Source organism: Pseudomonas sp. TREG-RG-20F-10-E-6-01 (assembly GCF_022662455.1).
Classification (GTDB): Bacteria; Pseudomonadota; Gammaproteobacteria; order Pseudomonadales; family Pseudomonadaceae; genus Aquipseudomonas.
Window position 1 is genome coordinate 799,773 of the sequence record NZ_JAKNQP010000003.1, and the last position, 21,840, is coordinate 821,612.

The 21,840-nt window shown below is 62.1% G+C and carries 20 protein-coding genes and 1 pseudogene; 10 read left to right on the forward strand and 11 right to left on the reverse strand.

Annotated elements, in window-relative coordinates:
• Positions 1 to 102 precede the first annotated feature (102 nt).
• The 4 genes and pseudogenes from L8K08_RS13885 to L8K08_RS13900 all read right to left on the reverse strand — a co-directional run bounded on the left by L8K08_RS13885 (position 103) and on the right by L8K08_RS13900 (position 3,997).
• Complete coding sequence (locus L8K08_RS13885; RefSeq protein WP_242197834.1) at positions 103 to 1,332, reverse strand: M20/M25/M40 family metallo-hydrolase; 1,230 nt, start codon at positions 1,330 to 1,332, stop codon at positions 103 to 105.
• A gap of 48 nt (positions 1,333 to 1,380) precedes the next feature.
• Positions 1,381 to 2,439: pseudogene (locus L8K08_RS13890) on the reverse strand (diguanylate cyclase).
• Between the two features lie 89 nt (positions 2,440 to 2,528).
• A complete protein-coding gene (locus L8K08_RS13895; protein ID WP_242197836.1) occupies positions 2,529 to 3,161 on the reverse strand; it encodes a LysE family translocator in 633 nt (210 codons plus the stop codon).
• A complete protein-coding gene (locus L8K08_RS13900) occupies positions 3,158 to 3,997 on the reverse strand; it encodes a TIM barrel protein (RefSeq protein ID WP_242197837.1) in 840 nt (279 codons plus the stop codon). Before L8K08_RS13900 ends, L8K08_RS13895 begins: the two co-directional genes overlap by 4 nt.
• Before the next feature lie 136 nt (positions 3,998 to 4,133).
• Between L8K08_RS13900 and L8K08_RS13905 the strand changes: the two genes are divergently transcribed.
• Positions 4,134 to 5,546, forward strand: a complete 1,413-nt coding sequence (locus tag L8K08_RS13905; protein ID WP_242197839.1) for a PLP-dependent aminotransferase family protein — start codon at positions 4,134 to 4,136, stop codon at positions 5,544 to 5,546.
• On the opposite strand, the gene L8K08_RS13910 is transcribed toward L8K08_RS13905, so the two are convergent.
• Genes L8K08_RS13910 through L8K08_RS13930 form a run of 5 tightly spaced genes read right to left on the reverse strand, consistent with a single transcriptional unit; the run spans position 5,505 to position 8,965 of the window.
• Positions 5,505 to 5,672 carry a sigma 54-interacting transcriptional regulator gene (locus tag L8K08_RS13910; RefSeq protein WP_242197842.1) on the reverse strand — a complete coding sequence of 56 codons (168 nt, stop codon included), beginning with the start codon at positions 5,670 to 5,672 and terminating at the stop codon, positions 5,505 to 5,507. The two genes, L8K08_RS13905 and L8K08_RS13910, sit on opposite strands and share 42 nt — an antisense overlap.
• A 41-nt stretch (positions 5,673 to 5,713) precedes the next feature.
• Entirely contained in the window at positions 5,714 to 6,382 is a 669-nt protein-coding gene (locus L8K08_RS13915) for a methionine ABC transporter permease (RefSeq protein ID WP_145165815.1), read from the reverse strand.
• A complete protein-coding gene (locus tag L8K08_RS13920; RefSeq protein ID WP_242197846.1) occupies positions 6,379 to 7,125 on the reverse strand; it encodes an ATP-binding cassette domain-containing protein in 747 nt (248 codons plus the stop codon). The genes L8K08_RS13915 and L8K08_RS13920 overlap by 4 nt, the downstream gene beginning before the upstream one ends.
• On the reverse strand, positions 7,122 to 7,916 hold the full coding sequence (locus L8K08_RS13925; RefSeq protein WP_242197849.1) for a MetQ/NlpA family ABC transporter substrate-binding protein: 795 nt from the start codon (positions 7,914 to 7,916) through the stop codon (positions 7,122 to 7,124). Before L8K08_RS13925 ends, L8K08_RS13920 begins: the two co-directional genes overlap by 4 nt.
• A gap of 17 nt (positions 7,917 to 7,933) precedes the next feature.
• Positions 7,934 to 8,965 carry an isopenicillin N synthase family oxygenase gene (locus L8K08_RS13930; protein WP_242197853.1) on the reverse strand — a complete coding sequence of 344 codons (1,032 nt, stop codon included), beginning with the start codon at positions 8,963 to 8,965 and terminating at the stop codon, positions 7,934 to 7,936.
• A gap of 248 nt (positions 8,966 to 9,213) precedes the next feature.
• Here L8K08_RS13930 and L8K08_RS13935 point away from each other — a divergent pair, with 248 nt between their 5' ends.
• From L8K08_RS13935 to L8K08_RS13945, 3 genes are all read left to right on the forward strand, one after another.
• A complete protein-coding gene (locus tag L8K08_RS13935; RefSeq protein WP_242197856.1) occupies positions 9,214 to 9,954 on the forward strand; it encodes a response regulator in 741 nt (246 codons plus the stop codon).
• Complete coding sequence (locus L8K08_RS13940) at positions 9,951 to 11,255, forward strand: ATP-binding protein (protein ID WP_242197860.1); 1,305 nt, start codon at positions 9,951 to 9,953, stop codon at positions 11,253 to 11,255. Before L8K08_RS13935 ends, L8K08_RS13940 begins: the two co-directional genes overlap by 4 nt.
• A gap of 175 nt (positions 11,256 to 11,430) precedes the next feature.
• Positions 11,431 to 12,513, forward strand: coding sequence for an LLM class flavin-dependent oxidoreductase (locus L8K08_RS13945; protein WP_242197863.1), 1,083 nt, complete (start codon positions 11,431 to 11,433; stop codon positions 12,511 to 12,513).
• 1,214 nt (positions 12,514 to 13,727) lie between these two features.
• On the opposite strand, the gene L8K08_RS13950 is transcribed toward L8K08_RS13945, so the two are convergent.
• Both L8K08_RS13950 and L8K08_RS13955 read right to left on the reverse strand, forming a co-directional pair.
• On the reverse strand, positions 13,728 to 14,522 hold the full coding sequence (locus L8K08_RS13950; RefSeq protein WP_106580745.1) for a class II aldolase/adducin family protein: 795 nt from the start codon (positions 14,520 to 14,522) through the stop codon (positions 13,728 to 13,730).
• A gap of 124 nt (positions 14,523 to 14,646) precedes the next feature.
• Positions 14,647 to 15,552 carry a LysR family transcriptional regulator gene (locus L8K08_RS13955; RefSeq protein WP_242197866.1) on the reverse strand — a complete coding sequence of 302 codons (906 nt, stop codon included), beginning with the start codon at positions 15,550 to 15,552 and terminating at the stop codon, positions 14,647 to 14,649.
• Between the two features lie 225 nt (positions 15,553 to 15,777).
• Between L8K08_RS13955 and L8K08_RS13960 the strand changes: the two genes are divergently transcribed.
• The 6 genes from L8K08_RS13960 (at position 15,778) to L8K08_RS13980 (ending at position 21,835) form a co-directional block, all read left to right on the forward strand.
• Entirely contained in the window at positions 15,778 to 16,389 is a 612-nt protein-coding gene (locus L8K08_RS13960; protein ID WP_242197869.1) for a cysteine dioxygenase, read from the forward strand.
• On the forward strand, positions 16,386 to 17,969 hold the full coding sequence (locus L8K08_RS13965; protein WP_242197872.1) for a rhodanese-related sulfurtransferase: 1,584 nt from the start codon (positions 16,386 to 16,388) through the stop codon (positions 17,967 to 17,969). Before L8K08_RS13960 ends, L8K08_RS13965 begins: the two co-directional genes overlap by 4 nt.
• Positions 17,970 to 18,067: 98 nt before the next feature.
• Positions 18,068 to 19,042 carry an ABC transporter substrate-binding protein gene (locus tag L8K08_RS13970; RefSeq protein ID WP_242197875.1) on the forward strand — a complete coding sequence of 325 codons (975 nt, stop codon included), beginning with the start codon at positions 18,068 to 18,070 and terminating at the stop codon, positions 19,040 to 19,042.
• Between the two features lie 14 nt (positions 19,043 to 19,056).
• Complete coding sequence (locus L8K08_RS13975) at positions 19,057 to 20,391, forward strand: LLM class flavin-dependent oxidoreductase (RefSeq protein WP_242197878.1); 1,335 nt, start codon at positions 19,057 to 19,059, stop codon at positions 20,389 to 20,391.
• Positions 20,392 to 20,417: 26 nt separating this feature from the next.
• Positions 20,418 to 20,543 carry a hypothetical protein gene (locus tag L8K08_RS30275; RefSeq protein WP_277933617.1) on the forward strand — a complete coding sequence of 42 codons (126 nt, stop codon included), beginning with the start codon at positions 20,418 to 20,420 and terminating at the stop codon, positions 20,541 to 20,543.
• 119 nt (positions 20,544 to 20,662) lie between these two features.
• The gene (locus L8K08_RS13980; RefSeq protein WP_242197880.1) at positions 20,663 to 21,835 is read left to right on the forward strand and encodes an acyl-CoA dehydrogenase family protein; all 1,173 of its coding nucleotides are present in this window, start codon (positions 20,663 to 20,665) and stop codon (positions 21,833 to 21,835) included.
• The last annotated feature ends 5 nt before the right edge of the window (positions 21,836 to 21,840 follow it).

Below are 21,840 nucleotides of genomic sequence, written 5' to 3' on the forward strand. Positions count from 1 at the left end.
CAGGGCAAGCCTGCTCATCACAATAAGCCGGCTCATCACAACAAACCTACTCACCCGATACCCAGGTTCACCCTCAAAAAATGAGTGAACCCGGCGTCCCGGTCACCGCTTCGAGAGCTCCATAATCATCCGGCTAAGCAAGTAAATTCGCGGCGCTACACTCTCCACTTCCGCATATTCCTCTGGGGTATGGATGTTGCCACCGACAATCCCGAACCCATCCAACGTCGGCGTTCCAACCCCGGCAGACAAACTGGCATCCGCTGCCCCGCCGCTGCCTTCGATGGTCAACTTACGCCCCAACTCCCCGTAAATCCCTTGGGCGATTGCGACCAACTTGTCCGACTCCGGCGTCTGCGGCATTGGTGGTAAACCGCGCAGCAAACTGGTTTTGACTTCGGTGTCCGGAATCAACTTATTCGCCGAAACACGGGCCAGGTCCTTCTCGATCCGGTCGAACTCTTCCGGCAATGCCGCACGTACGTCCGCCTTGGCCGTCGCTTGGTCGGGGATGACGTTGACGCGGTCGCCGGCCTTGAGCACGGTGAAGTTGATGGTAGTTTTCTTCTCTTCGTCGCCCAGTTTGCCCAGTTGCAGGATCTGGTGCGCCGCTTCCATCGCGGCGTTGCGGCCCAGTTCCGGGGCGACACCAGCGTGGGCGGCTTTGCCTTTGACTTCGACCACGGCGGTGGCGCTGCCTTTGCGCCATACCACCAGGCCGTCGGCTGGGCGGCCGGGCTCGAGGTTGAGGGTGACGTCGTGGCCTTTGGCGGTGGTGCGGATCAGTTCGGAGGCGGCGTCAGAGCCGGTTTCTTCGCTGGCGTCGAGCAGGAAGGTGATTTGTGCGTAGTCCTTGAAGCCCTGGTCTTTGAGTACCTTCAGCGCATAGATGCCAGCGACGATGCCGCCTTTGTCATCCATCACACCGGGGCCATAGGCGCGGCCGTCCTTGATGTGGAACGGGCGTTCGGCGGCTGAGCCTTCCTTGAATACCGTGTCCATGTGGGCCATCAGCAAAATCTTGGCTTTGCCGGTGCCTTTGAGGGTGGCGATCACATGACTGTTGTTGGCGGCTTTGTCCGGCACCAGCTCGATGTTGAAACCAAGCTGCTTCAATTCTTCTACGGCGATGTCGCGCACTTGGGTCAGGCCGGGCTCGTAGCCGGAGCCCGAATCGATATTCACCAGGCGCTCGAGCAGTTTCAGGGCGGGGGCCTTGTACTGTTCGGCGCCGGCCTGGATCTGTTTATGGGATTCGGCGCTGTAGACCGGCGCAGCGAAGGACAAGGCCAGGGTCGCGGCCAGGAGGGTACGGGAGAAGGTGAAGAGCATGGACCGATCCTTGTTTTTTTGTTGGGGGGGCGCCGACACCCTACCCCACTAGACCGATCGCAACCAACTCCCTTGCACTGAACTCACACGGTTGCGCCCGCTGCTCTTGGCTTCATACAACGCCTGGTCGGCGTCGTTGAGCCAACTGGTCGAATCCGCATGCGCAGGTTGATACGGCGCCAGGCCAATGCTCAAGCTGGCGCGCAGTGTCGGGTCTTGGGTGTACGCCAGGGCGTTGAAGCGATCGCGCAAGGCGTCCATTACTTCGGTGGCGCGGTGCAGGGGCATGTCCGGCAGGATCACGCAGAACTCATCGCCGCCATAGCGCCCGGCAAGGTCGGCGGTGCGCAGGTTCTGTCGCAGCACTTTGCTCAGTTGGCGCAGCACGATATCGCCGGTAACGTGGCCGTAGGTGTCATTGATAGTCTTGAAATGGTCGATGTCGATCAGCGCAATGGCGGCGCCCACCTGCTCTGTGCGGCAGCGTTGAAACTCGATCTCCAGGTGGTCCTTCCAGGCACCGTGGTTTAGCAGGCCGGACAGGCTGTCGGTGCGGCTCAGCGCCAGCAACTCGCGTTTGTGCCGGGCGAGGGTCACGGCCTGGCGATATCAGATCCAGCCCAGGGCCAGCGGGTACACCATCAGAATCGGCAAGCAGGCGTAAAGCTGGGTTTCAGTGGTGACGGCGATGAACGCCGGGGCGAACACCAGCAACGACGCGCCGACACCCAAGGCCTGCGCCACCCAGCCCGCCAGCATAAAGCGCGGCCCGCCAATGGCGACGTTGTTCATGGTCATCATCGACAGCGTGGTGACACTGGGCAGCGGGTTGAAGTGCATGGCACCGACCCAGAACCCGCCGCAAAAGGAATCAAACAGCAGGTTACGGCGCTCGCTGCGCAGTGAGTTGCTGGCGCGGCGCGACCACAGATAGGCCATGTGCGGCCAGACAAAGGCGTTGATCAGCATCCACGCCCACACCCAAGGCGGGGGATGCAGGGGAAACATGCCAAACACCACGCACACAAAGCCGAGCGTCAGCCCCAGCGTGCGCGACTTATACAACCGTGAAGCGAGCGGAAGTCCATTTCCTCCGGCGGTTGACATGGCTTGATGTGATCCTGGATGAATGCCTGGAGTCTATCAGGGCGACGTCAAATCGCCACTACCGCTCATAAGCCTGCGGATAGCGCCCCTCAGTGCGAAAAACCGCGCGCCAGCATCAGCGCCACACCCAGCAGCAGCACTGCCGTGACCCGTTGCAGCAACACCCGTCGCCTGGGGTTTTCCAGCACGTGCTTGATGCGCTGGCCGAAATAGCAATACAGGCAGCCGCTGGCAAACTGCAACGACAAAAAGGTAAGCCCGAGGATGGCGATATCTGCCGCGCGGCTGTGCCCTCCCGCCCCGGCAAACTGTGGGAACACGGCGCTGAACATGATGAGGGTCTTGGGGTTGGAAAATCCGGTCAGCAAGCCCTTGCCAAACAGGCTGCGCGCGCCCTGCGCGGCAGCGTCCCGGTTGATCGATACGCCGCTGCTGGTCCACTGTTTGTAGGCCAGGTAGAGGATGTAGGCCACACCCACCAACTGGAGGGTCTGGGTGATGGCAAGGTTGCCCTTGATCAACTCCGAAAAGCCCACGGCAAAGATCAGGATCGAGATCAGGTACGCCACACTGGCGCCGATCTGCGCCGGGATCGAGCTGCGCAGGCCGTCCTTCAAACCCAGGCTCAACAGCAGCAGGGTCATCGGGCCGGGGCTGAAGGTCATGGTGGCGCAAAACAGCAGAAAGTAGAGAAACGAAGAAAGCGTCAACGTACTTGTCATGAGCCCAAACCCGGATTGGAAGAAACAACGGCAAAGGCGCGCGCCAACTCGGCCAGGGCGGCCTGCGCACTGTGGTGACAGGTTTCAAAGGCCACCAGGCCTTTCCAGTTCGTCTCGACGATAGCCTGCAGCACCTCGGCGTACGCGCAGTTGTCGGCGTGGTGCCCCTCCTTGTGATTGCTGAAGGAAATGCCCTTGATCAGCGCGGGGTACTTGCGCACCACTTGCGCGGGCAAGCCGCTGTCGAGGCGGGCGTGGCCGGCGTCAAGGAAGCAGTACACATTGCTGTGCGCTTGCAGGTGCTCGAACACAAAGGCGAATTGCGCTTCGTGGGTGAAAATCCGGTAGTTGACGTAGTTGGACAGACTCTCCAGGTAGATATCCGTCCCCTTGGCCTCGGCATACTGCGCCAGCTCCTTGACCGATTTGAGGTAATGCTCAAGGGCAATGTCCCTGGCCTCCAGCACCCTTTGCGGCCCGACGATGCAGCCGCCGTGGATGATCAACGGCGCGCCCAGACGGCTGGCAACATCGACCTCTCGTTCCACGTACTCCACCGCCGCCGCACGAAAAGCACCGACATCGCTGCCCAGCGGCGCCTTGAAGTTACTGTGAAATATCGGCTGAACACCGCTGACCGCGATCTTCTCCTGCAGGCGGGCGATGCGCGCATCAGTCCAGTCCTCGACCCTTTCACCTAACAGGCTGGCGTCGATGTACCAGTGGCTGTAGCCCCCTTCAATGGCGCTTTGCAGGCCCTTTTCGGCCCCCAGGTATTTATGCTGGGCCACCCCCAGGCAGAACGGCGCGCCGGGGTTGATCAGTTGGCTTTCCATCACATAATCCCTGTCATTGATGGCCCGCAGTCTAGAGCGGCAGCCTTGCACAGGGCAGGTAAAGTGAGGCCTAATCCGGCCGAACTTTACCGGTAAGAATGGCCGGTAAAATCACCGGCAAATACCAGGAAGGTTTATGTTTGTATCCGCCATCGCCTTTGTTGACGGCACACCCAAGGTTCAGCAGATTGTCGACGCGTTCAGCCACGCCATCGAGCACGGTGAATGGGCGCCGGGCAGCAAATTGCCGTCGGTGCGTGAATTGACCCAGACCCTGGGCGTGAGCAAATTCACCCTCAATGAAGCGCTGGACCGCCTGCGCGGGCGCAACCTGCTGACCTCCAGCCAGGGCCGCGGCTACTTTGTGGCGATGGACAGCGCCCGCCCCGCCGCGATGACCTGGGTCGACCTGTTACCCCAAGACCTGCTCAGCGTGTTGCGCCGCCCCTTGGTCACCGCCGGCGGCGAGCTGCGCCCTGGCAGCGGGCACTTGCCGGAGGACTGGCTGAACAACGACGCCATCCGCCAAGCCCTGCGCAGCGTGGTGCGCGCGCCGTCGTTGCGCATCGCCGGGCTGGGCGCGCCGGCCGGGCTGTTGCCGCTGCGCCAGGCGCTGCAACAAAAACTGCACAGCGAAGGCCTGTCAGTGCCGGTGGAACAAATCATCACCACGCCCAACACCGTGCAAGGCCTGGACATGCTCATGCGTCTGCTCGCACGCTCCGGCGACACCGTGCTGCTGGACGCGCCGTGCTACTTCAACTTCCACGCCAACCTGGCCTTGCACGGCGTCAACGTGGTGACCCTCGAGCGCCGCCCCGACGGCTTTGACTTCGCCGCCCTTGAGGCGCTGCTGGCCGAACACCGCCCCAGTCTGTACCTGACCACCAGCGTGCTGCATAACCCCACCGGCCATTCCTTCAGCCCCAGCCAGGCGTTTCGCTTGCTGCAACTGACTCAGCACTACCACTGCCATATCGTCGAGGATGACCTCTACGGCGACCTGCACCCCAACCCGCCACCGCGCCTGGCCGCTCTCGCCGGGCTGGACCAGGTCACGTACCTGTCAGGTTTCTCCAAGATCCTCAGCGCCAACACCCGCGTCAGCTATGTGGTGGCCGCACCGCAACTGGCGGCGAACCTGACCAACATGAAGTTGATGAGCGGCGGCGTGACCTCAGAGCTGTTCGAACAGCTGGTCTATCGCATGCTCAACGAAGGCAGCTACGCCAAGCACCGCAAGCGCATGGTGCAACGGTTGATGGAGTGCGGCGGGCGCGTCGAGCAATGGCTCAAGCGTTGCGGCTGCGAGCTGCCGATGGCGTACGAGGGCGGGATGTTTATCTGGGCGCGGCTGCCGCAGGGAGTGGACGGCGAACTGCTGGCCCAGCAAGCGTTGAAACACAGCATGGTTCTGGCGCCGGGCGCCTTGTTCGGTTACGACCCGGCGCACCTCAATTCGATGCGTTTTAATGTCGCCCACAGTGATGAACCACGCGCGCAGCAGCTATTCGAGACGCTGCTGCTCAAGGCCGTGCGCGCCCCTTGAGCATGCCGTAATGGACTTGCCGGTGCCGGTCTCGCCATTGATCAACACCGGCGCTTCGCTGGGGCCGACGCGTTTCAAATAATCGAGCAGTTGCAATGAGCGCGGCTCGGAAAACATCAGGGCCATGTTACGGACCGACCGCGGGGCTTTTTCGCCCTGGGGCAAAGTCAGGATCGGCGGTGCGCCAGCGACCTCACACAGCGATCCCCCAGGCTTTGCACGCCCTGCACCAGCACCACCAGAACGATGACCGTGACCACCATGATCTGGTTGTTGAAACGCTGATAACCATAACGAATCGCCAGGTCGCCCAGCCCGCCGCCACCGATCACGCCAGCCATGGAGGAAAAGCCGATCAGCATCACCAGCGTCAGCGTCACCCCGGCCACCAGCGCGGGCAAGGCTTCCGGCAGCAGCACTTTGAGGATCACATGACGCACGTCACCGCCCATGGCAACGATGGCTTCTATGCGCCCCTTGTCCACTTCATCCAGGGCGGTCTCGACGATGCGCGCAAAAAATGGAAAAGCGCCAATCGTGATCGGCACCACGGCCGCCGTACTGCCCAATGTGGTGCCGACGATCAGGCGCGTCAGTGGGATCAACGCGATCAGCATCACCACAAACGGCAATGACCGCCCCAGGTTGATCACGGCGCCCAACGCCCGGTTGAGCCGTGGCAAAGGCAACAAGCCGCCGCGTCGGCTGATAAACAGCACCACGCCCAGCGGCAAGCCGATCAACAGCGTGAACATGCCCGCCAGCAGCACCATGTACAGGGTTTCGCCGGTGGCGTTGAGCAGCAGTTGAACAATCTCGCTCCAGTCGGTTTTCATACGGCCCTCACCACCGGCAGGCTTGGCGCCAGCGAACGGCCCAGGTGCGATGCCGGGTCGGCTTGCAATTGCAGCAGCGTGCCGCTTTCCACCACACGTCCATCGGCCAGCGACACCGCGCTGTCACAGATGGCCTTGACCACCTCGAGTTCATGGGTGATCAACACGATGGTCACGCCCAGCTGCCGGTTGATGTCGCGCAACAACTCAAGAATCGACGCGGTGGTTTGCGGGTCCAGCGCGCTGGTGGCTTCATCCGACAACAGATACGCCGGACGCGCCGCCAATGCACGGGCAATGCCCACGCGTTGTTTCTGCCCGCCGGAGAGCTGCGAAGGAAACGCCTCAGCCTTGTCACTCAAGCCCACCAACGCCAGCAACTCGGCCACCCGCGCCGCGCGCTCAACCTTGGGCACCTTGGCGATTTCCAGCGGCACCGCGACGTTACCCGCCACCGTGCGTGAATGCAGGAGGTTGAAGCCCTGGAAGATCATGCCGATGCGCTGGCGTTGCTCGCGCAGTTGCCTGTCGCTCAGTTGGGTCAGGTCCTGGCCGTCCAAAAGGATGCGCCCGGAGGTGGGCCGCTCCAGCAGGTTAAGGCAGCGCAGCAAGGTACTTTTACCCGCCCCGCTACGGCCGACAATGCCAAAAATCGACCCGTCGTTTATCCGCAACGACACGTTATCCAGGGCCGCCGGCTGGCCGTCGGCGTAGGTTTTGCTGACGCCCTCGACGACGATCATTCGGCCGCCACCGGAATCACCGAGCCCGCGTATTTTTCGCTGATGAACTTGGCCACTTCCGGCGAGCGCAGGTCCTTGGCCAGTTGCTTGATGCGCGGGTCATCCGCGAGTTTTGGTGTGGTCACCAGGATATTCGCGTAAGGGTTGCCCTCGGCTTTCTCCAGGCCCAAGGCGTCTTTGGCCGGCACCAACCCGGCTTCCAGGGCGAAGTTGCCATTGATCACCGCCAGGTCCACATCGTCCAGCGCGCGCGGAATTTGCGGCGACTCGATCTCCAGAATCTTCAGATGCTTGGGGTTCTCGGCGATGTCCTTGGGCGTGGCCTGCTCCCTGGACGCGTCATTGAAACCCGGCTTGAGCGTGATCAGGCCATTGGCTTGCAACAGGTACAGCGCGCGGCTGAGGTTGGTGACGTTGTTCGGCACCGCCACCGTGCCTTTGTCCGGCACCTGGGCGAAGCCGGTATGGCGATGGGAGTAAATGCCCAACGGTTCGATATGCACCGTAGCGGCCACCGCGAACTTCTGCCCGAGCGCCTGCTCCTGAGCATTGAGGAATGGCAGGTGCTGGAAGTAATTGGCGTCGACATCACCATGGGCCAGCAACTCGTTGGAGTTCACGCCGCTGGGAATTTCGATGATCTTCAAGTTCAGGCTCGGGTCGAGCTTCTGCACGTATTCGAGGATCTGTGCATGGGGAATCGGGTCGGCGGCGACGCGCAACGCATCGGCGGCCGACACGCCCAATGAGGCCAGCAACGCCGCCAGGGTAAGTGCAGATGTCTTCAGCATGGTGATTGATCTCCTGATCAGGCGGACAGTGCGTGGGGAAGTGTGGCGTCGGCATAGAAACGTTGAGCAACATCCGGGTGCGAGCGCAGACGGCCCTTGAGGTAATTCCAGCCGACATCGCGCAGCAACGGGTTGCGCGGGTCGCTGGTCGGCCCGTGGGCATCGCGCAGCAGTTCGGGTGCCAAGTCATACACCGGCACCACCGCATCCAACTGCGCACCGAGAAAAAACGCCAGGGACAAACGCTCGCTGCCCACCGGCGGCGACACCACGCGGTGCACGGTGGCGCGCAAATAACCGTTGCTGGCCAACTCGAGCAGTTCGCCGATATTCACCACCAGCGTGTCGGGGCGCGGCGACGCGTCGATCCAGCGGCCCTCCTCCACCTCCACCTGCAAACCGGCCTGCTCGTCCTGCAGCAGAAAGCTCAAAAAGCCGGAATCCTTGTGTGCGCCCACGCCCTGGCGACTTTGTTGCACGTGGCGGCCGGGGTAGCGGATCAGTTTGATGTGTTCGTTGGGTTGGTCACCGTACAGTGCGTCAAAGGCCTGCTCGGGCAACGACAAGGCTTGGGCGAAGGCGCGTAGCAAGCGCAACGCCATTTGCGTCATTGCCTGCTGCCAGGCCAAAACCAACGGCTTGAGTTCGGGCAAGGCGGCTGGCCATTGGTTCGGGCCTTGCAGACGGGCCCACGCGGCCGGGTGTTGATCCGCGTTCAGTGGCTCGCGTTCGGCGCCGACATCAAACTGTTCACGCAGGTCCGGCTGGCCGCGGGTGATCTCCGACGCGGCGCGGTTGTAGCCGCGAAAGTGCGGCGAGTTGAGCATACCGACCGCCAGTTTGTCGGCCTCGGGCAAGGCAAAAAATGCGCGCGCCTGCTGCTGCACCTGAGCCAGCAGCGCCGGGTCGATGCCGTGGCCGGTCAGGTAGAAAAAGCCGATCTGCCGCGCGGCAGCGCGCAACGCATCGAGAAATTCGCCGCGTTGCTGAGGCGTGCCGTCAAGCTGCGACAGATCCAGCAGCGGCAAGGTGGTGACTGATTGCAGCATCGGCGGCTCACTCCATAAGCGTCTTGGGTTCGAGCAACCAAGCTAAACGATCTTAAAAAACCTTAATAAATACCTTTTTAGCATTAGCTTAGGCACGCAGGTGAACGACGCCGGACGCTGGCCTGTCGGTTTTTTTGCCTCGCTGTGTATCTCGTTATCGCCAGATACACTGCAATACAAAGGGCACAAGGCAAACCCTGTGGCGATGGCTAGACTGCGGCCCATGAGCATTTAACGAGGAACGCAGCATGGACCATGTCGACCATATCCTGATCGTCGATGACGACCGCGAGATCCGCGAGCTGGTGGGCAATTACCTGAAGAAAAACGGCATGCGCACCACAGTGGTCGCCGATGGCCGCCAGATGCGCAGTTTCCTCGACACCACCCTGGTTGACCTGATCGTGCTGGACATCATGATGCCCGGCGACGACGGTTTGCAGCTGTGCCGCGAGTTGCGGGTGGGCAAGCACAAAGCCACGCCGGTGCTGATGCTCACCGCGCGCAACGATGAAACCGACCGCATCATCGGCCTGGAAATGGGCGCCGATGATTACCTGGTCAAACCCTTCGCCGCCCGCGAACTGCTGGCGCGGATCAACGCCGTGTTGCGGCGCACGCGCATGCTGCCGCCGAACCTGGTGGTGAGTGAAACCGGGCGGCTGATTCGTTTCGGCCGTTGGCGCCTGGACACCACCGCCCGCCACCTGCTCGACGAAGACGACACGCTGGTGGCCTTGAGCGGCGCCGAGTATCGCCTGCTGCGGGTGTTCCTCGATCACCCGCAGCGCGTACTCAACCGCGACCAATTGCTCAACCTGACCCAGGGTCGTGACGCGGATCTGTTTGACCGTTCCATCGACCTGCTGGTCAGCCGCCTGCGCCAACGCCTATTGGATGACGCACGTGAACCGGCGTATATCAAGACCGTGCGCAGCGAGGGGTATGTGTTTTCTCTGGCGGTGGAAATCCTTGGAGCCACGCAATGAAATGGCGCTTGGGCTGGCCGCGCACGCTGGCGTCGCAGTTGTCGCTGATCTTCCTGATCAGCCTGGTGTGCGCCCATGGGTTGTCGTTCAGCGCGCAGTTCTACGAGCGCTATATCAGCGCGCGCACCGCGATGCTCGGCAACCTGGAGAACGACGTGTCGACCTCGGTGGCAATCCTCGACCGCCTGCCCGCCAACGAGCGGGCCAGCTGGCTGCCGCGTATCGACCGCCAGAACTACCATTACCTGCTCAATGCCGGCGAGACCGGTGAGCCAATGAGCAGTGACGACGTGCCGATGGCCGCCACCTCGATTGCGGATGCGCTGGGCGAGCAGTACGCGCTGACCTTTCGCACCATTCCCGGCCTGCACAAGCACTTCCAGGCGCACCTGACCCTGGCCGACGGCAACCCGATCACCCTCGATGTACGCCCGGCCGCCCTGCCCGTGGCCTATTGGTTGCCGGTGGTGCTGATCCTGCAATTGGCGCTGTTGCTCGGCTGCACCTGGTTGGCCGTGCGCCTGGCGATTCGCCCGCTGACGCGCCTGGCCCGCGCGGTGGAAACCCTCGACCCGAACGCTCATCCGACGCCGCTGGACGAACACGGCCCGACCGAAGTGGCCCACGCAGCGGCGGCGTTCAATCAGATGCAACAACGCATCGCCGAATACCTCAAGGAACGCATGCAGATCCTCGCGGCGATTTCCCACGACCTGCAAACGCCGATTACCCGCATGAAACTGCGCGCCGAGTTCATGGAAGATTCTGCCGACCGCGACAAGCTCTGGAGTGACCTGGGGGAAATGGAACACCTGGTGCGCGAAGGCGTGGCCTACGCGCGCAGCGTGCACGGCGCTACCGAAGCCCGTCATCGCATCAACCTCGACGCGTTTCTGGACAGCCTGGTGTTTGATTATCAAGACATGCACAAGCAGGTCAGCATCAGCGGTAAAAGTGCGCTGGTGCTCGACACCCGCCCTCACGCCTTACGGCGGGTGCTGGTGAACCTCTTGGACAACGCGCTGAAATTCGCCGGCAGCGCAGAACTGGCAGTCGGCTCGACGCCAACCGGGCAGCTGTCGATCAGCGTATTGGACCGCGGACCCGGGATTGCCGAGGACGAACTGGTGCACGTCATGCAGCCGTTTTATCGGCTAGAAAGCTCACGTAATCGCGGCACCGGCGGCACCGGGCTGGGCCTGGCGATTGCGCAGCAGCTGGTGGTGGCGATCGGTGGCTCGCTGACCTTGAGCAATCGCGCGGGCGGTGGGCTGTGTGCGCAGATTCGTCTGAGCCTGTAGCTCACCGCTTAATGCACGTTACTAATAAATAAACCGAGCAATAATTCAATATTTTAATACTTAGGTTAGAACCAACAGGCATTTTACAGACCCGACTCCCGCCCTTACTTTTGAGCCGAGTGACCGACCCCACGCCCGGAGGAGGTGTTGATCCCGTACCTGACAAGGACTGACCATGAGCATTGAATTCATCGGCTACATCGGCGGCCATCACGCCTCTGAGATCCACCCGCGCAGCGGGCCGACCCTGCAACCGGACTACGTCGAAACCGTGGCCCGCGCCCACGAAGAGGCCGGCTTCGACCGCGCCCTGGTGGCCTTCCATTCCAACAGCCCGGACAGCACGCTGATCGGCGCGCATGCCGCCAGCGTGACCCAAAAGCTGCAGTTCCTGATCGCGCACCGCCCCGGTTTCGCCCAGCCCACGCTGGCTGCGCGCCAGTTCAGCACCCTGGATGTTTTCAACGGCGGGCGCACCGCCGTGCACATCATCACGGGTGGCGATGACCGCGAACTGCGCGCCGATGGCAGCCACATCGGCAAGGACGAACGCTACGCGCGCACCGACGAGTACCTCAGCGTGGTGCGCCAGGAATGGACCAGCGAGCAGCCCTTCGATTTCTTGGGCACCTACTACCAGGTGCAAGGCGCGCACTCGACGGTGAAGTCGCCGCAGCTGCCGCACATTCCGCTGTATTTCGGCGGCTCTTCCACGGCAGCGATTGCGGTGGCGAGCAAACATGCCGACGTGTATGCGCTGTGGGGTGAAACCTATGAGCAAGTGCGCGAAGTGGTGACTCAGGTGCGCGCCGAAGCGGCCAAGCATGGGCGCACGATCCGCTTCAGTTTGTCGTTGCGCCCGATCCTCGCCGAGACCGAAGAACTGGCGTGGGCGCGTGCCGAGACAATCTTGCAACAGGCCACGGCGCTGGCTGAGAAGAACGGATTCGTGCGACGGGAACCGCCGAACGAAGGCTCACGCCGCTTACTGGCAGCAGCGGCGCAAGGCTCGCGGCTGGATAAGCGGTTGTGGACCGGGATTGCCGGGCTGCTCGGCGCCCAAGGTAACTCCACCTCACTGGTGGGCACCGCCGAACAAGTCGCTGAAGCGTTGTTGGATTACTACGACCTGGGGATTACCACCTTCCTGATTCGCGGCTTCGACCCGCTCAATGATGCAATCGACTACGGCAAGCGCTTGATTCCACTCACCCGCCAATTGGTCGCAGAGCGCGAGCAGGCCAAGCAGGTCGCGTAAACACAGCTCCCACAGAAAAGCGAAGCACTGCGGTTCTGGCAGTTAAACTCGGTCAAATTGTGGGAGCGGGCTTGCCCGCTCCCACATTTGGATCTCTATGCGTCAGGTAGATGGGTGTCGTTTGTACTCGGTCAAAGGTGGGAGCTGGCTTGCCTGCGATGGCATCAACCCGGTGTACCTGATGGACCGAGGTGCCTGCATCGCAGGCAAGCCAGCTCCCACAGAAAAGCAAAGCAGTGCGGTGCTGGCGGCTGCACTCGGTCAACTTGTGGGAGCGGGCTTGCTCGCGAAGGCGGTGGACCAGTGACACATGAGCTGACTGAACCACCGCTTTCGCGAGCAAGCCCGCTCCCACATTTGGAACTCTGTGCATCAGGTAGATGGGTGTCGTTTGTACTCGGTCAAAGGTGGGAGCTGGCTTGCCTGCGATGGCATCTACTGGGTGTCACTGATACAGCGAGGTGTCTGCATCGCAGGCAAGCCAGTTCCCACAGAAAAGCAAAGCAGTGCGGTGCTGGCAGCTTAACTCGGTCAACTTGTGGGAGCGGGCTTGCTCGCGAAGGCGGTGTGCCAGTGACACATGGGCTGACTGAACCACCGCATTCGCGAGCAAGCCCGCTCCCACATTTGGTTCTCTGTGCGTCAGGTAGATGGGTGTCGTTTGTACTCGGTCAAAGGTGGGAGCGGGCTTGCTCGCGAATGCGTTGTGCCAGTGACCCATGAGCTGACTGAACCACCGAATTCGCGGGCAAGCCCGCTCCCACATTTGGAGCTCAGTGCATCAGATAGAAGTGTGTTGCTGTGCTTTTGATCCGCTTTTGCTTCTACCACTCAGGTCGGCTTTCAGGCCGCCGTGCTTTTGCTTTTGATCTTGCTTTTGATCTGACAGGCCCCGTCAACCACGCTGGCCGAACGCAGGCTTGAATCCGTGGGTAACCCGGCAGGACGCCGGGTTAGCCGCGTTGGGCCATGGATGGCCCGTCGCGGCGGCCCACGGATTCAAGCCGGAGTGAGGGAATGCCGAGCCTAGGCGAGGCACCGAGTGGTGGGGCAAAGACCTTTTGGTTACTTTTGGGGCGTTTGCCAAAAGTGACCCGCTGTAAGAGCGGAACCGCCAGCCGCCGTTACCGCAGCAACGGATATGCCCCCAATCTACCTAAACACCCCCCATCACAAACAAACCAGCCCCCCAAGCCCCCACACCGCCGCCAACGTCAGTTTTTATACTCAGTATCCGTACGCTCCAACTGCCGAACCAACGCATTCCAATGCCGCGCCACACCCGGCCCGGCCCCGTTGCTGAACACCTTGGCCTGCTCTTCAACCTTGGCCACCACCTCCGCCGGCGGGAAGATCAACTGCGCATTGCCGCCCGCCTGCGCCGCCACCTGGATATTGCACGCACGCTCCAGCCCCTGCAGTTGCTGAAACGCATGCTCAACGCTCACCCCCGCCGTCAACAACCCATGGTTACGCAAAATCATCACACTCTTGTCCCCCAGGTCCGCCACCAACCGCTCACGCTCGTCCAGGTCCAGCGCCACGCCTTCATAGCCGTGGTACGCGATACGCCCGGAGAACGCGATGGAGTGCTGGGAAATCGGCAACAGACCGTCCTTCTGCGCCGACACCGCAATACCGTCACGGGTATGCGTGTGCAGCACCGCTTGCAGGTCATGCCGCGCACCGTGGATGGCGCTGTGAATCACATAACCTGCGTAATTGATGCCCAGGCCCGTAGGGTCGTCGACAATCGTGCCGTCAAGGTCAACCTTGACCAGGTTGGACGCGCTGATCTCATCGAACAACAAGCCAAAGGCATTGATCAGGAAATGCTCATCCGGACCCGGCACGCGGGCCGAGAAGTGCGTGTAGATGTGATCGGTCCACTTGTACAACGCCGCCAGCCGATAGGCCGCAGCCAGTTTGACGCGCACCTCCCACTCTTCAGGCGATACGCGCTGGCGGACGTTGCTGGAAACGCTGGATAGAGAGGTGACGCTGCTCATGGCAAAACTTCCTGGATGGCCTTAAGGACTTCCAGGCAGCCTAGGGGATGCCGAAAAATAATAAAAAGCACATTTTAATCTAAGCTAATTATTATTTTTTTTTATAAAAAACCACATCCCTCACTCAGGCGGCGTTGCGGATCTTGTGCAGCGAGTCCGCGACCCGCTTGCCGAATGCATCCACCGGCCCCTGCAGGTTGCCGAGAAAATGCGGATAGATCAGCCACAAATCCATCACTGGCTTGAAATCCTTGAGCGGCATGACCGCCAGTTGCTCACGGTGAGCGCTGCGCTCCAGCAAAGGCCGTGGCACCAGCCCCAGGCCCAAACCGTCGGCCACCAGCCCCAATTGCAACTCGGTGCCGAAGGTTTCCAGGTTCACCCGCAATGCCAACCCCTGATCAGACAAGGTGCGCTGCAAGCCGGCGCGGAAACCGCAGCCATCCGGGTTCAGAATCCAGCCGTTCTGGTACACATCGGCCAACTTGCACGGCTTCTTCGGCAACTGCGCCTTGGCACACACCACCACCAACTCCATCTTGCCGATGGACTCACCGACGATGTTGTCCGGGAAAATCTTGCCCGCCGGAAACAGCGCCACCGCCGCGTCCAGTTCACCGCGCTCGATCTTGCTGACCAGTTGGCTGCCCCAACCCGTGGCGACCTGGGTGCGCAGGTCGGCGTATTCGGTGCGCAGGTGCTTGAGCGCATCGAGCAGCACCACGTCGCCAATGGTCTGCGGCACGCCCAGGCGCAATACGCCAGTGGGCGGCGCATCGGTGGCCACCAGTTCGCGCAGGGCATCCATTTCACGCAGGATCAGCCGGCATTGTTCATAAACGCGCGTACCGATCAGCGTAGGCTTGAGGGGCTTGGTGTTGCGGTCGAACAACTCCACGCCCAGCGCCTGCTCGAAGTTCTGCACACGGCGGGTAATGGCCGGCTGGGTCAGTTGCAACGACTCGGCGGCATGGCTGATGGACTGGCAACGAATCACTTCGACAAAGGCATCGATATCGTCAATTTTCATTTGGGCCGCACATAGAGAACAGTCATTAAGATGTGTGCGAAGCATAGTTGCAGGAACGCTGCATGGATAGTCCACGCTGTGATCGATAACGTCTAACGCTATGCAGACCGGTTCTAAATTACCTAAAGCTATAAGCTAATCATTAAAAAATAGCATATTAACTATAAACATTATGCTTATATAAACCCATCACACCCTCCCCGTTAAAGCAGCGATGGAAGTGCCATGACCCAGGCCCGACACCCCGAGAGACTCAGAGCCTTTATAGGCGCCCTGGCGGAATTGATCGACGGCAATCCACGCGAAGGCGACCTGCTGCACCGTGGCGGCAAGCTCTTGGCGCAACTGGTCAGCCACGATGACTGGCTGCCCGACGAATACGCCCAACCCGACCCCGCGCGTTACCAGCAATTTCTGCTGCATGCCGATTCGCGCCAGCGCTTTTGCATCGTCAGCTTTGTGTGGGGGCCGGGGCAAACTACGCCGATTCATGACCACCGGGTGTGGGGCTTGATCGGCATGCTGCGCGGCTCGGAATTTTCCCAGGGCTTTGAACGCGCACCCGACGGCCGCCTCGTTGCCGAGGGCAAACCGATTCAGCTGGTGCCGGGTCAGGTCGAGGCCGTGTCGCCCAAGGTCGGCGATATCCATCAGGTCAGCAATGCCCACAGCGACCAGGTGTCGATCAGCATTCATGTGTACGGCGCCAATATCGGCGCGGTGCGCCGCGCGGTGTATCAGCCCGACGGCAGCGAGAAACTGTTTATCTCCGGTTATTCCAACGCCTACCTCCCGAACATCTGGGATGTGTCCAAAGAAAAGAGCCCTGCCCTATGACCACCGTATCGAACCGCAGCTTCGCCCAGATCCGTCAGGCCCTGTTGGACCGTGAAGAAGTCGCCCTGGTCGATGTGCGCGAAGAAGCACCGTTTGCCGAGTCGCACCCGCTGTTCGCTGCAAATATCCCGCTGTCCAAACTGGAGCTTGAGGTGTACGCGCGCATTCCGCGCCGCGATACCCAGGTCACCGTCTACGACAACGGTGAAGGGCTGGCGCAGCGAGCAGCCGAGCGCCTGGTTGCGCTGGGCTACACCCAGGTCGGCCTGCTTGAAGGTGGGTTGGACGGTTGGCGCAAGGCCGGTGGTGAGCTGTTTATCGACGTCAACGTGCCCAGCAAAGCCTTTGGCGAGCTGGTTGAGAGCGAGCGCCATACGCCGTCCCTGGCCGCCGAAGAAGTCCAGGCCCTGCTCGACAACCAAGCCGACGTGGTGGTGCTCGACGCGCGCCGCTTCGACGAATACCAGACCATGAGCATCCCCACCGGCATCAGCGTGCCCGGTGCCGAGCTGGTGCTGCGCGCCCGTGAACTGGCGCCGGACCCGTCCACACGCATCATCGTCAACTGCGCCGGGCGCACGCGCAGCATTATTGGCACTCAATCATTGATCAATTCTGGCATCGCCAACCCGGTGTCGGCGCTGCGTAACGGCACCATCGGCTGGACGCTGGCCGGGCAGAAACTCGCCCACGGCCAGTCGCGGCGCTTTGCGCCAACCCGCGAAGAACACCGCCAGATCGCCGCCCGGGATGCGCGCCGCGTGGCCGACAAAGCCCGCGTCGGCCGCGCCACCCTGGCTGACCTGCAACGCTGGCAGCAGGAACCGCACCGCACCACGTACCTGTTCGATGTGCGCACCCCGGAAGAATTCGAAGCCGGCCACCTGCCCGGCGCCCGTTCCACACCGGGCGGCCAGCTGGTGCAGGAAACCGATCACGTCGCCAGCGTGCGCGGTGCGCGCCTGGTGCTGGCGGATGACGACGGCGTGCGTGCCAATATGTCCGCCTCCTGGCTCGCGCAACTGGGCTGGGAAGTGCATGTGCTCGACGACCTGCAAACAGCGCACTTCAGCGAAACCGGTGCCTGGGTAGCCCCCGTACCGGCGCCGCAGCAAGCCGAGCTGATCAGCCCGCACACCCTGGCGCAGTGGCTCGCCCACGGCGACACGGCGGTGCTGGATTTCACCCCGAGCGTCAATTACGTCAAGCGCCACATCCCCGGCGCCCACTGGGTCTTGCGGGCGCAATTGCCCGAAGCGCTGACCAAGGTACCGCCTGCCGAACGTTATGTGCTGACCTGCGGCACCAGCCAGCTGGCGCGCCTGGCCGTGGCCGAAGTCGAGGCGCTGACCGGCAAGCCGGTGTTCCTGCTGCAAGGCGGCACCACCCACTGGATCGCCGAGCAACTGCCGCTGGAAACCGGTGAAACCCACCTGGCCTCACCGCGTATCGACCGCTACCGCCGACCGTACGAAGGCACCGACAGCCCCAAGGAAGCCATGCAGGCGTACCTGGATTGGGAGTTCGGCCTGGTCGACCAGCTGGCCCGCGACGGCACCCATGGTTTCTATGTGATCTGAGCCACCTTCACGCCTGCCCCGACCGGGGCAGGCCGCACCGACCCCTTTCCAGGCGGAGGTAACCCACACCTTTTCGAACTGTCTGGAATCTACCGCTCATGACCTTTACCCCTGCGTTCAAACGCCTGCTGCTGGGCACCGCCCTCGCCTTTGGCCTGCTCACCACCGCCCAGGCCGCCGACCTGCAACCGCTGCGCGTGGCCAATCAAAAATCCACCATCAAGGCCCTGCTGGAAGCTTCGGGCGAAACCCAAAACGTCCCCTACATCATCCAATGGTCGGAATTCCCCTCCGCCTCGCCGTTGGGCGAAGCCCTGAATGCCGGTGCCGTGGATGTCGGTGCGCTCGGCGATGCGCCCTACGTATTCGCCCTAGGCGCCGGGGTATCACTCAAAGTGGTCAGCATCATCCACGCCGAAGGGCGCAACACCACCGCCCTGGTGGTGCCCAAGGATTCACCGATCAAGACGGTGGCCGACCTCAAGGGCAAGAAAATTGTCACCGGGCGCGGTTCCATCGGCCACTACCTGGCGATCAAGGCCCTGGCCAGCGCCGGGCTGACCACCAAGGATGTGCAATTCATTTTCCTGCTGCCCGCCGAATCGCGGCTGGTGCTCGATAACGGCACCGTCGACGCCTGGGCCACGTGGGACCCGTACACCACGGTGGTCACCTCACAAAGTCAGGCCAGGGTGCTGGTCAGCGGCAACCAGCTGCTGAGCAACCACCTGTATTTTGCGGCCACCCACCAGGCCATCAGCGAAAAACGCGCGCAACTGGACGACTTTGTCGCCCGCGTCGATCGCGCTTATGCGTGGGCCAATACGCACCCCAATGAATACGCTGCCGCCCAATCGAAAATCACCGGCCTGCCGTTGGCGGTGCACGTCGAGGTGGCCAAAGACACTCATCTAAGCCCGGTGGTAATCGACGACAGCGTGATCAGCGGCCTGCAAGCCACGGCCGACACCTATCAGAAGGAAGGCCTGCTGCCCAAGCACATCGACGTGTCGCAGGGTTTCGACAAGAGCTTTAACGCCGAGCGTTTTCCCACTCCCCAAGCATCGCGCTAAGCAAGGAGCGACACATGAGCAAGCCAGATCAATTGCAACCACGCCATTTGAAGCTGGGCGCCATGGTGCACGGCGTCGGTCACGGCTGGGGCGAATGGCGTCACCCGCAGGCGCAACCGAATGCCAGTACGAACTTTGCTTTCTACAAGCAGCAGACTGAGTTGGCCGAAGGCGCCAAATTCGATTTCGTGTTCATCGCCGACAGCCTGCATATCCACGCCAAATCCAGCCCGCATTACCTCAATCGCTTCGAGCCGTTGACCATTCTCTCGGCCCTCGCCGCGCTGACCACAAACATCGGCCTGGTCGCCACGGTGACGGTCAGCTACACCGAGCCTTATCAGGTGGCACGTCAGTTTGCCTCGCTGGACCACATCAGCGGCGGCCGCGCCGGTTGGAACGTAGTCACCTCATGGCTCAGCGGCACCGCCGACAACTTCGGCAAGGCCGAGCACCCACCGCATGCCGTGCGCTACCGCATCGCCAAGGAACACCTCAACGTGGTCAAGGGCCTGTGGGATTCCTGGGAGGACGACGCCTTTGCGTACAACAAGCAAAGTGGCGAGTTTTTCACCCCGCACAAGCTGCACGCGCTGAACCACACAGGCGAGTTTTTCTCGGTCAAAGGCCCGCTCAACATCGCGCGTTCGCGCCAGGGCCAGCCGGCGATTTTCCAGGCCGGCACCTCGGAAGATGGGCGCAACTTTGCGGCGCAAAACGCCGATGCGATTTTCGTGCACGTCGAGCACATTGAAGAAGGCAAAGCCTACAGCGCCGATTTGAAGCGCCGCGCCAAAGGCTTCGGGCGTGACGCCAGTAGCCTGTCGATCCTGCCGGGTATCCGCCCGATTGTCGGGCGTGACGCCGCCGAGGTGGAAAGCCGCTATCAGCAGGCCGTGGACCTGGTCACCGTGGAAGATGCGATTGTCGCCCTCGGCCGCCCGTTCAACGACCACGACTTCAGCCAATACCCGCTGGACGAACCCTTCCCGGAACTCGGCGACCTGGGCGCCAACAGCCAGAAAGGCGGCTCCGAGCGCATCAAGCAACTGGCCAAGGACGAAGGCCTGACCCTGCGCGAAGTGGCCCTGCGTTTCTCGCGGCCCAAACGCGATTTTGTCGGTACCCCGGAGCAAGTCGCCGATGCGATCCAGACCTGGTTCGAAACCGGCGCCAGCGATGGTTTCATCATCAACTCGGTGCTGCCGGATGGCTTGCAGTACTTCACCGAGCTGGTGGTGCCGGTGCTGCAACAGCGCGGCTTGTTCCGTACCGAATACACCGGCCACACCCTGCGCGACAACCTCGGGCTGGACGTGCCGGTCAACCGTTACAGCGTCGCCACCTAGGTCGAAGAGCAACAGGAGGCGCTGGCATGAGCGAGTCCCTGAACCGTCAGTTAGCTGAGCTGCATGCCGAACGTGTGGCCACCTGGGCGCCGGCGGCGTTGCAGGTGGTGGAGCGCTTGTTGGGCCAACAGCCTGTGCGTATCGCTATCTAAGACCACAATTTCCATGTGGGAGCGGGCTTGCTCGCGAAAGCGGTGTGTCAGGAAACCTATTCATTAACTGAACCACCGCATTCGCGAGCAAGCCCGCTCCCACATTTTTGACCGAGTACATGCTCATGACGTCCCAACCGTCCTTACGCTCCGTGGAAGTCGCCAACTTCGAAGCCCTGCTCGAACGCCTCAGCGCCGAGCTGGCGAGCACTGCGCACCTGTACGACGCCAGCGGCGCCTTCCCCCACGATAACTTCACGCTGTTGCATGACCACGGCCTGGTCGCCCTCACCGTGCCCAAGGCCTTGGGCGGCGGCGGTGCCAGCTTGCCCCAGGCGCGCAAGGCGATCAGCGCGATTGCCAAGGGCGAGCCCTCCACCGCGCTGATCCTGGTGATGCAGTACCTGCAACACACGCGCTTGCAAGACAGCAAGACCTGGCCCCAGCACTTGCGCGTGCACGTCGCCGAAGACGCGGTGCGCAACGGCGCGCTGATCAATGCCTTGCGTGTCGAACCCGACCTGGGCACCCCGGCGCGTGGCGGCCTGCCGGCGACCACCGCCGTGCGCACTGCCGAAGGCTGGCGCATCAGCGGGCGCAAGATTTACTCCACCGGCAGCCATGGCCTGAGCTGGTTCAGCTTGTGGGCGCGCAGCGATGACGCCGACCCGCTGGTGGGCGCCTGGCTGGTGCCTAAAGACAGCCCCGGCGTGAGCATCATCGACACCTGGGACCACCTGGGCATGCGCGCCACCTGCAGCCATGAAGTGCTGCTCGACAACGTGCTGGTGCCGCTGGACCACGCCGTCAGCGTGAGCCCCTGGAGCGCACCGCAGCCAGAGCTGGATGGCGATGGTTTCCTGTGGATGTCGGTGTTGCTGTCCTCGGTGTATGACGCCGTGGCCCAGGCCGCACGGGACTGGCTGGTGCAATGGCTGGAGGAGCGCAAGCCATCCAATCTGGGCGCAGCGCTGTCGACCTTGCCGCGTTTTCAGGAAACCGTCGGCCATATCGACACGCTGCTGTTTGCCAACCGCAGCCTGCTGGATGCCGCCGCTGAAGGCCACACACCGGCCGCGAATGCCGCGCAGTTGAAGTACCTGGTGACCGGCAACGCGATCCGCGCCGTCGAGTTGGCCATCGAAGCCTCGGGCAACCCCGGCCTGTCACGCCACAGCCCGCTGCAACGCCATTACCGCGATGTGCTGTGCAGCCGCGTGCATACCCCACAAAACGACGCCGTGCTGCAAGGCGTCGGCAAAGCTGTGTTCGCCCAACGTGGCCCAAAATGAATAAG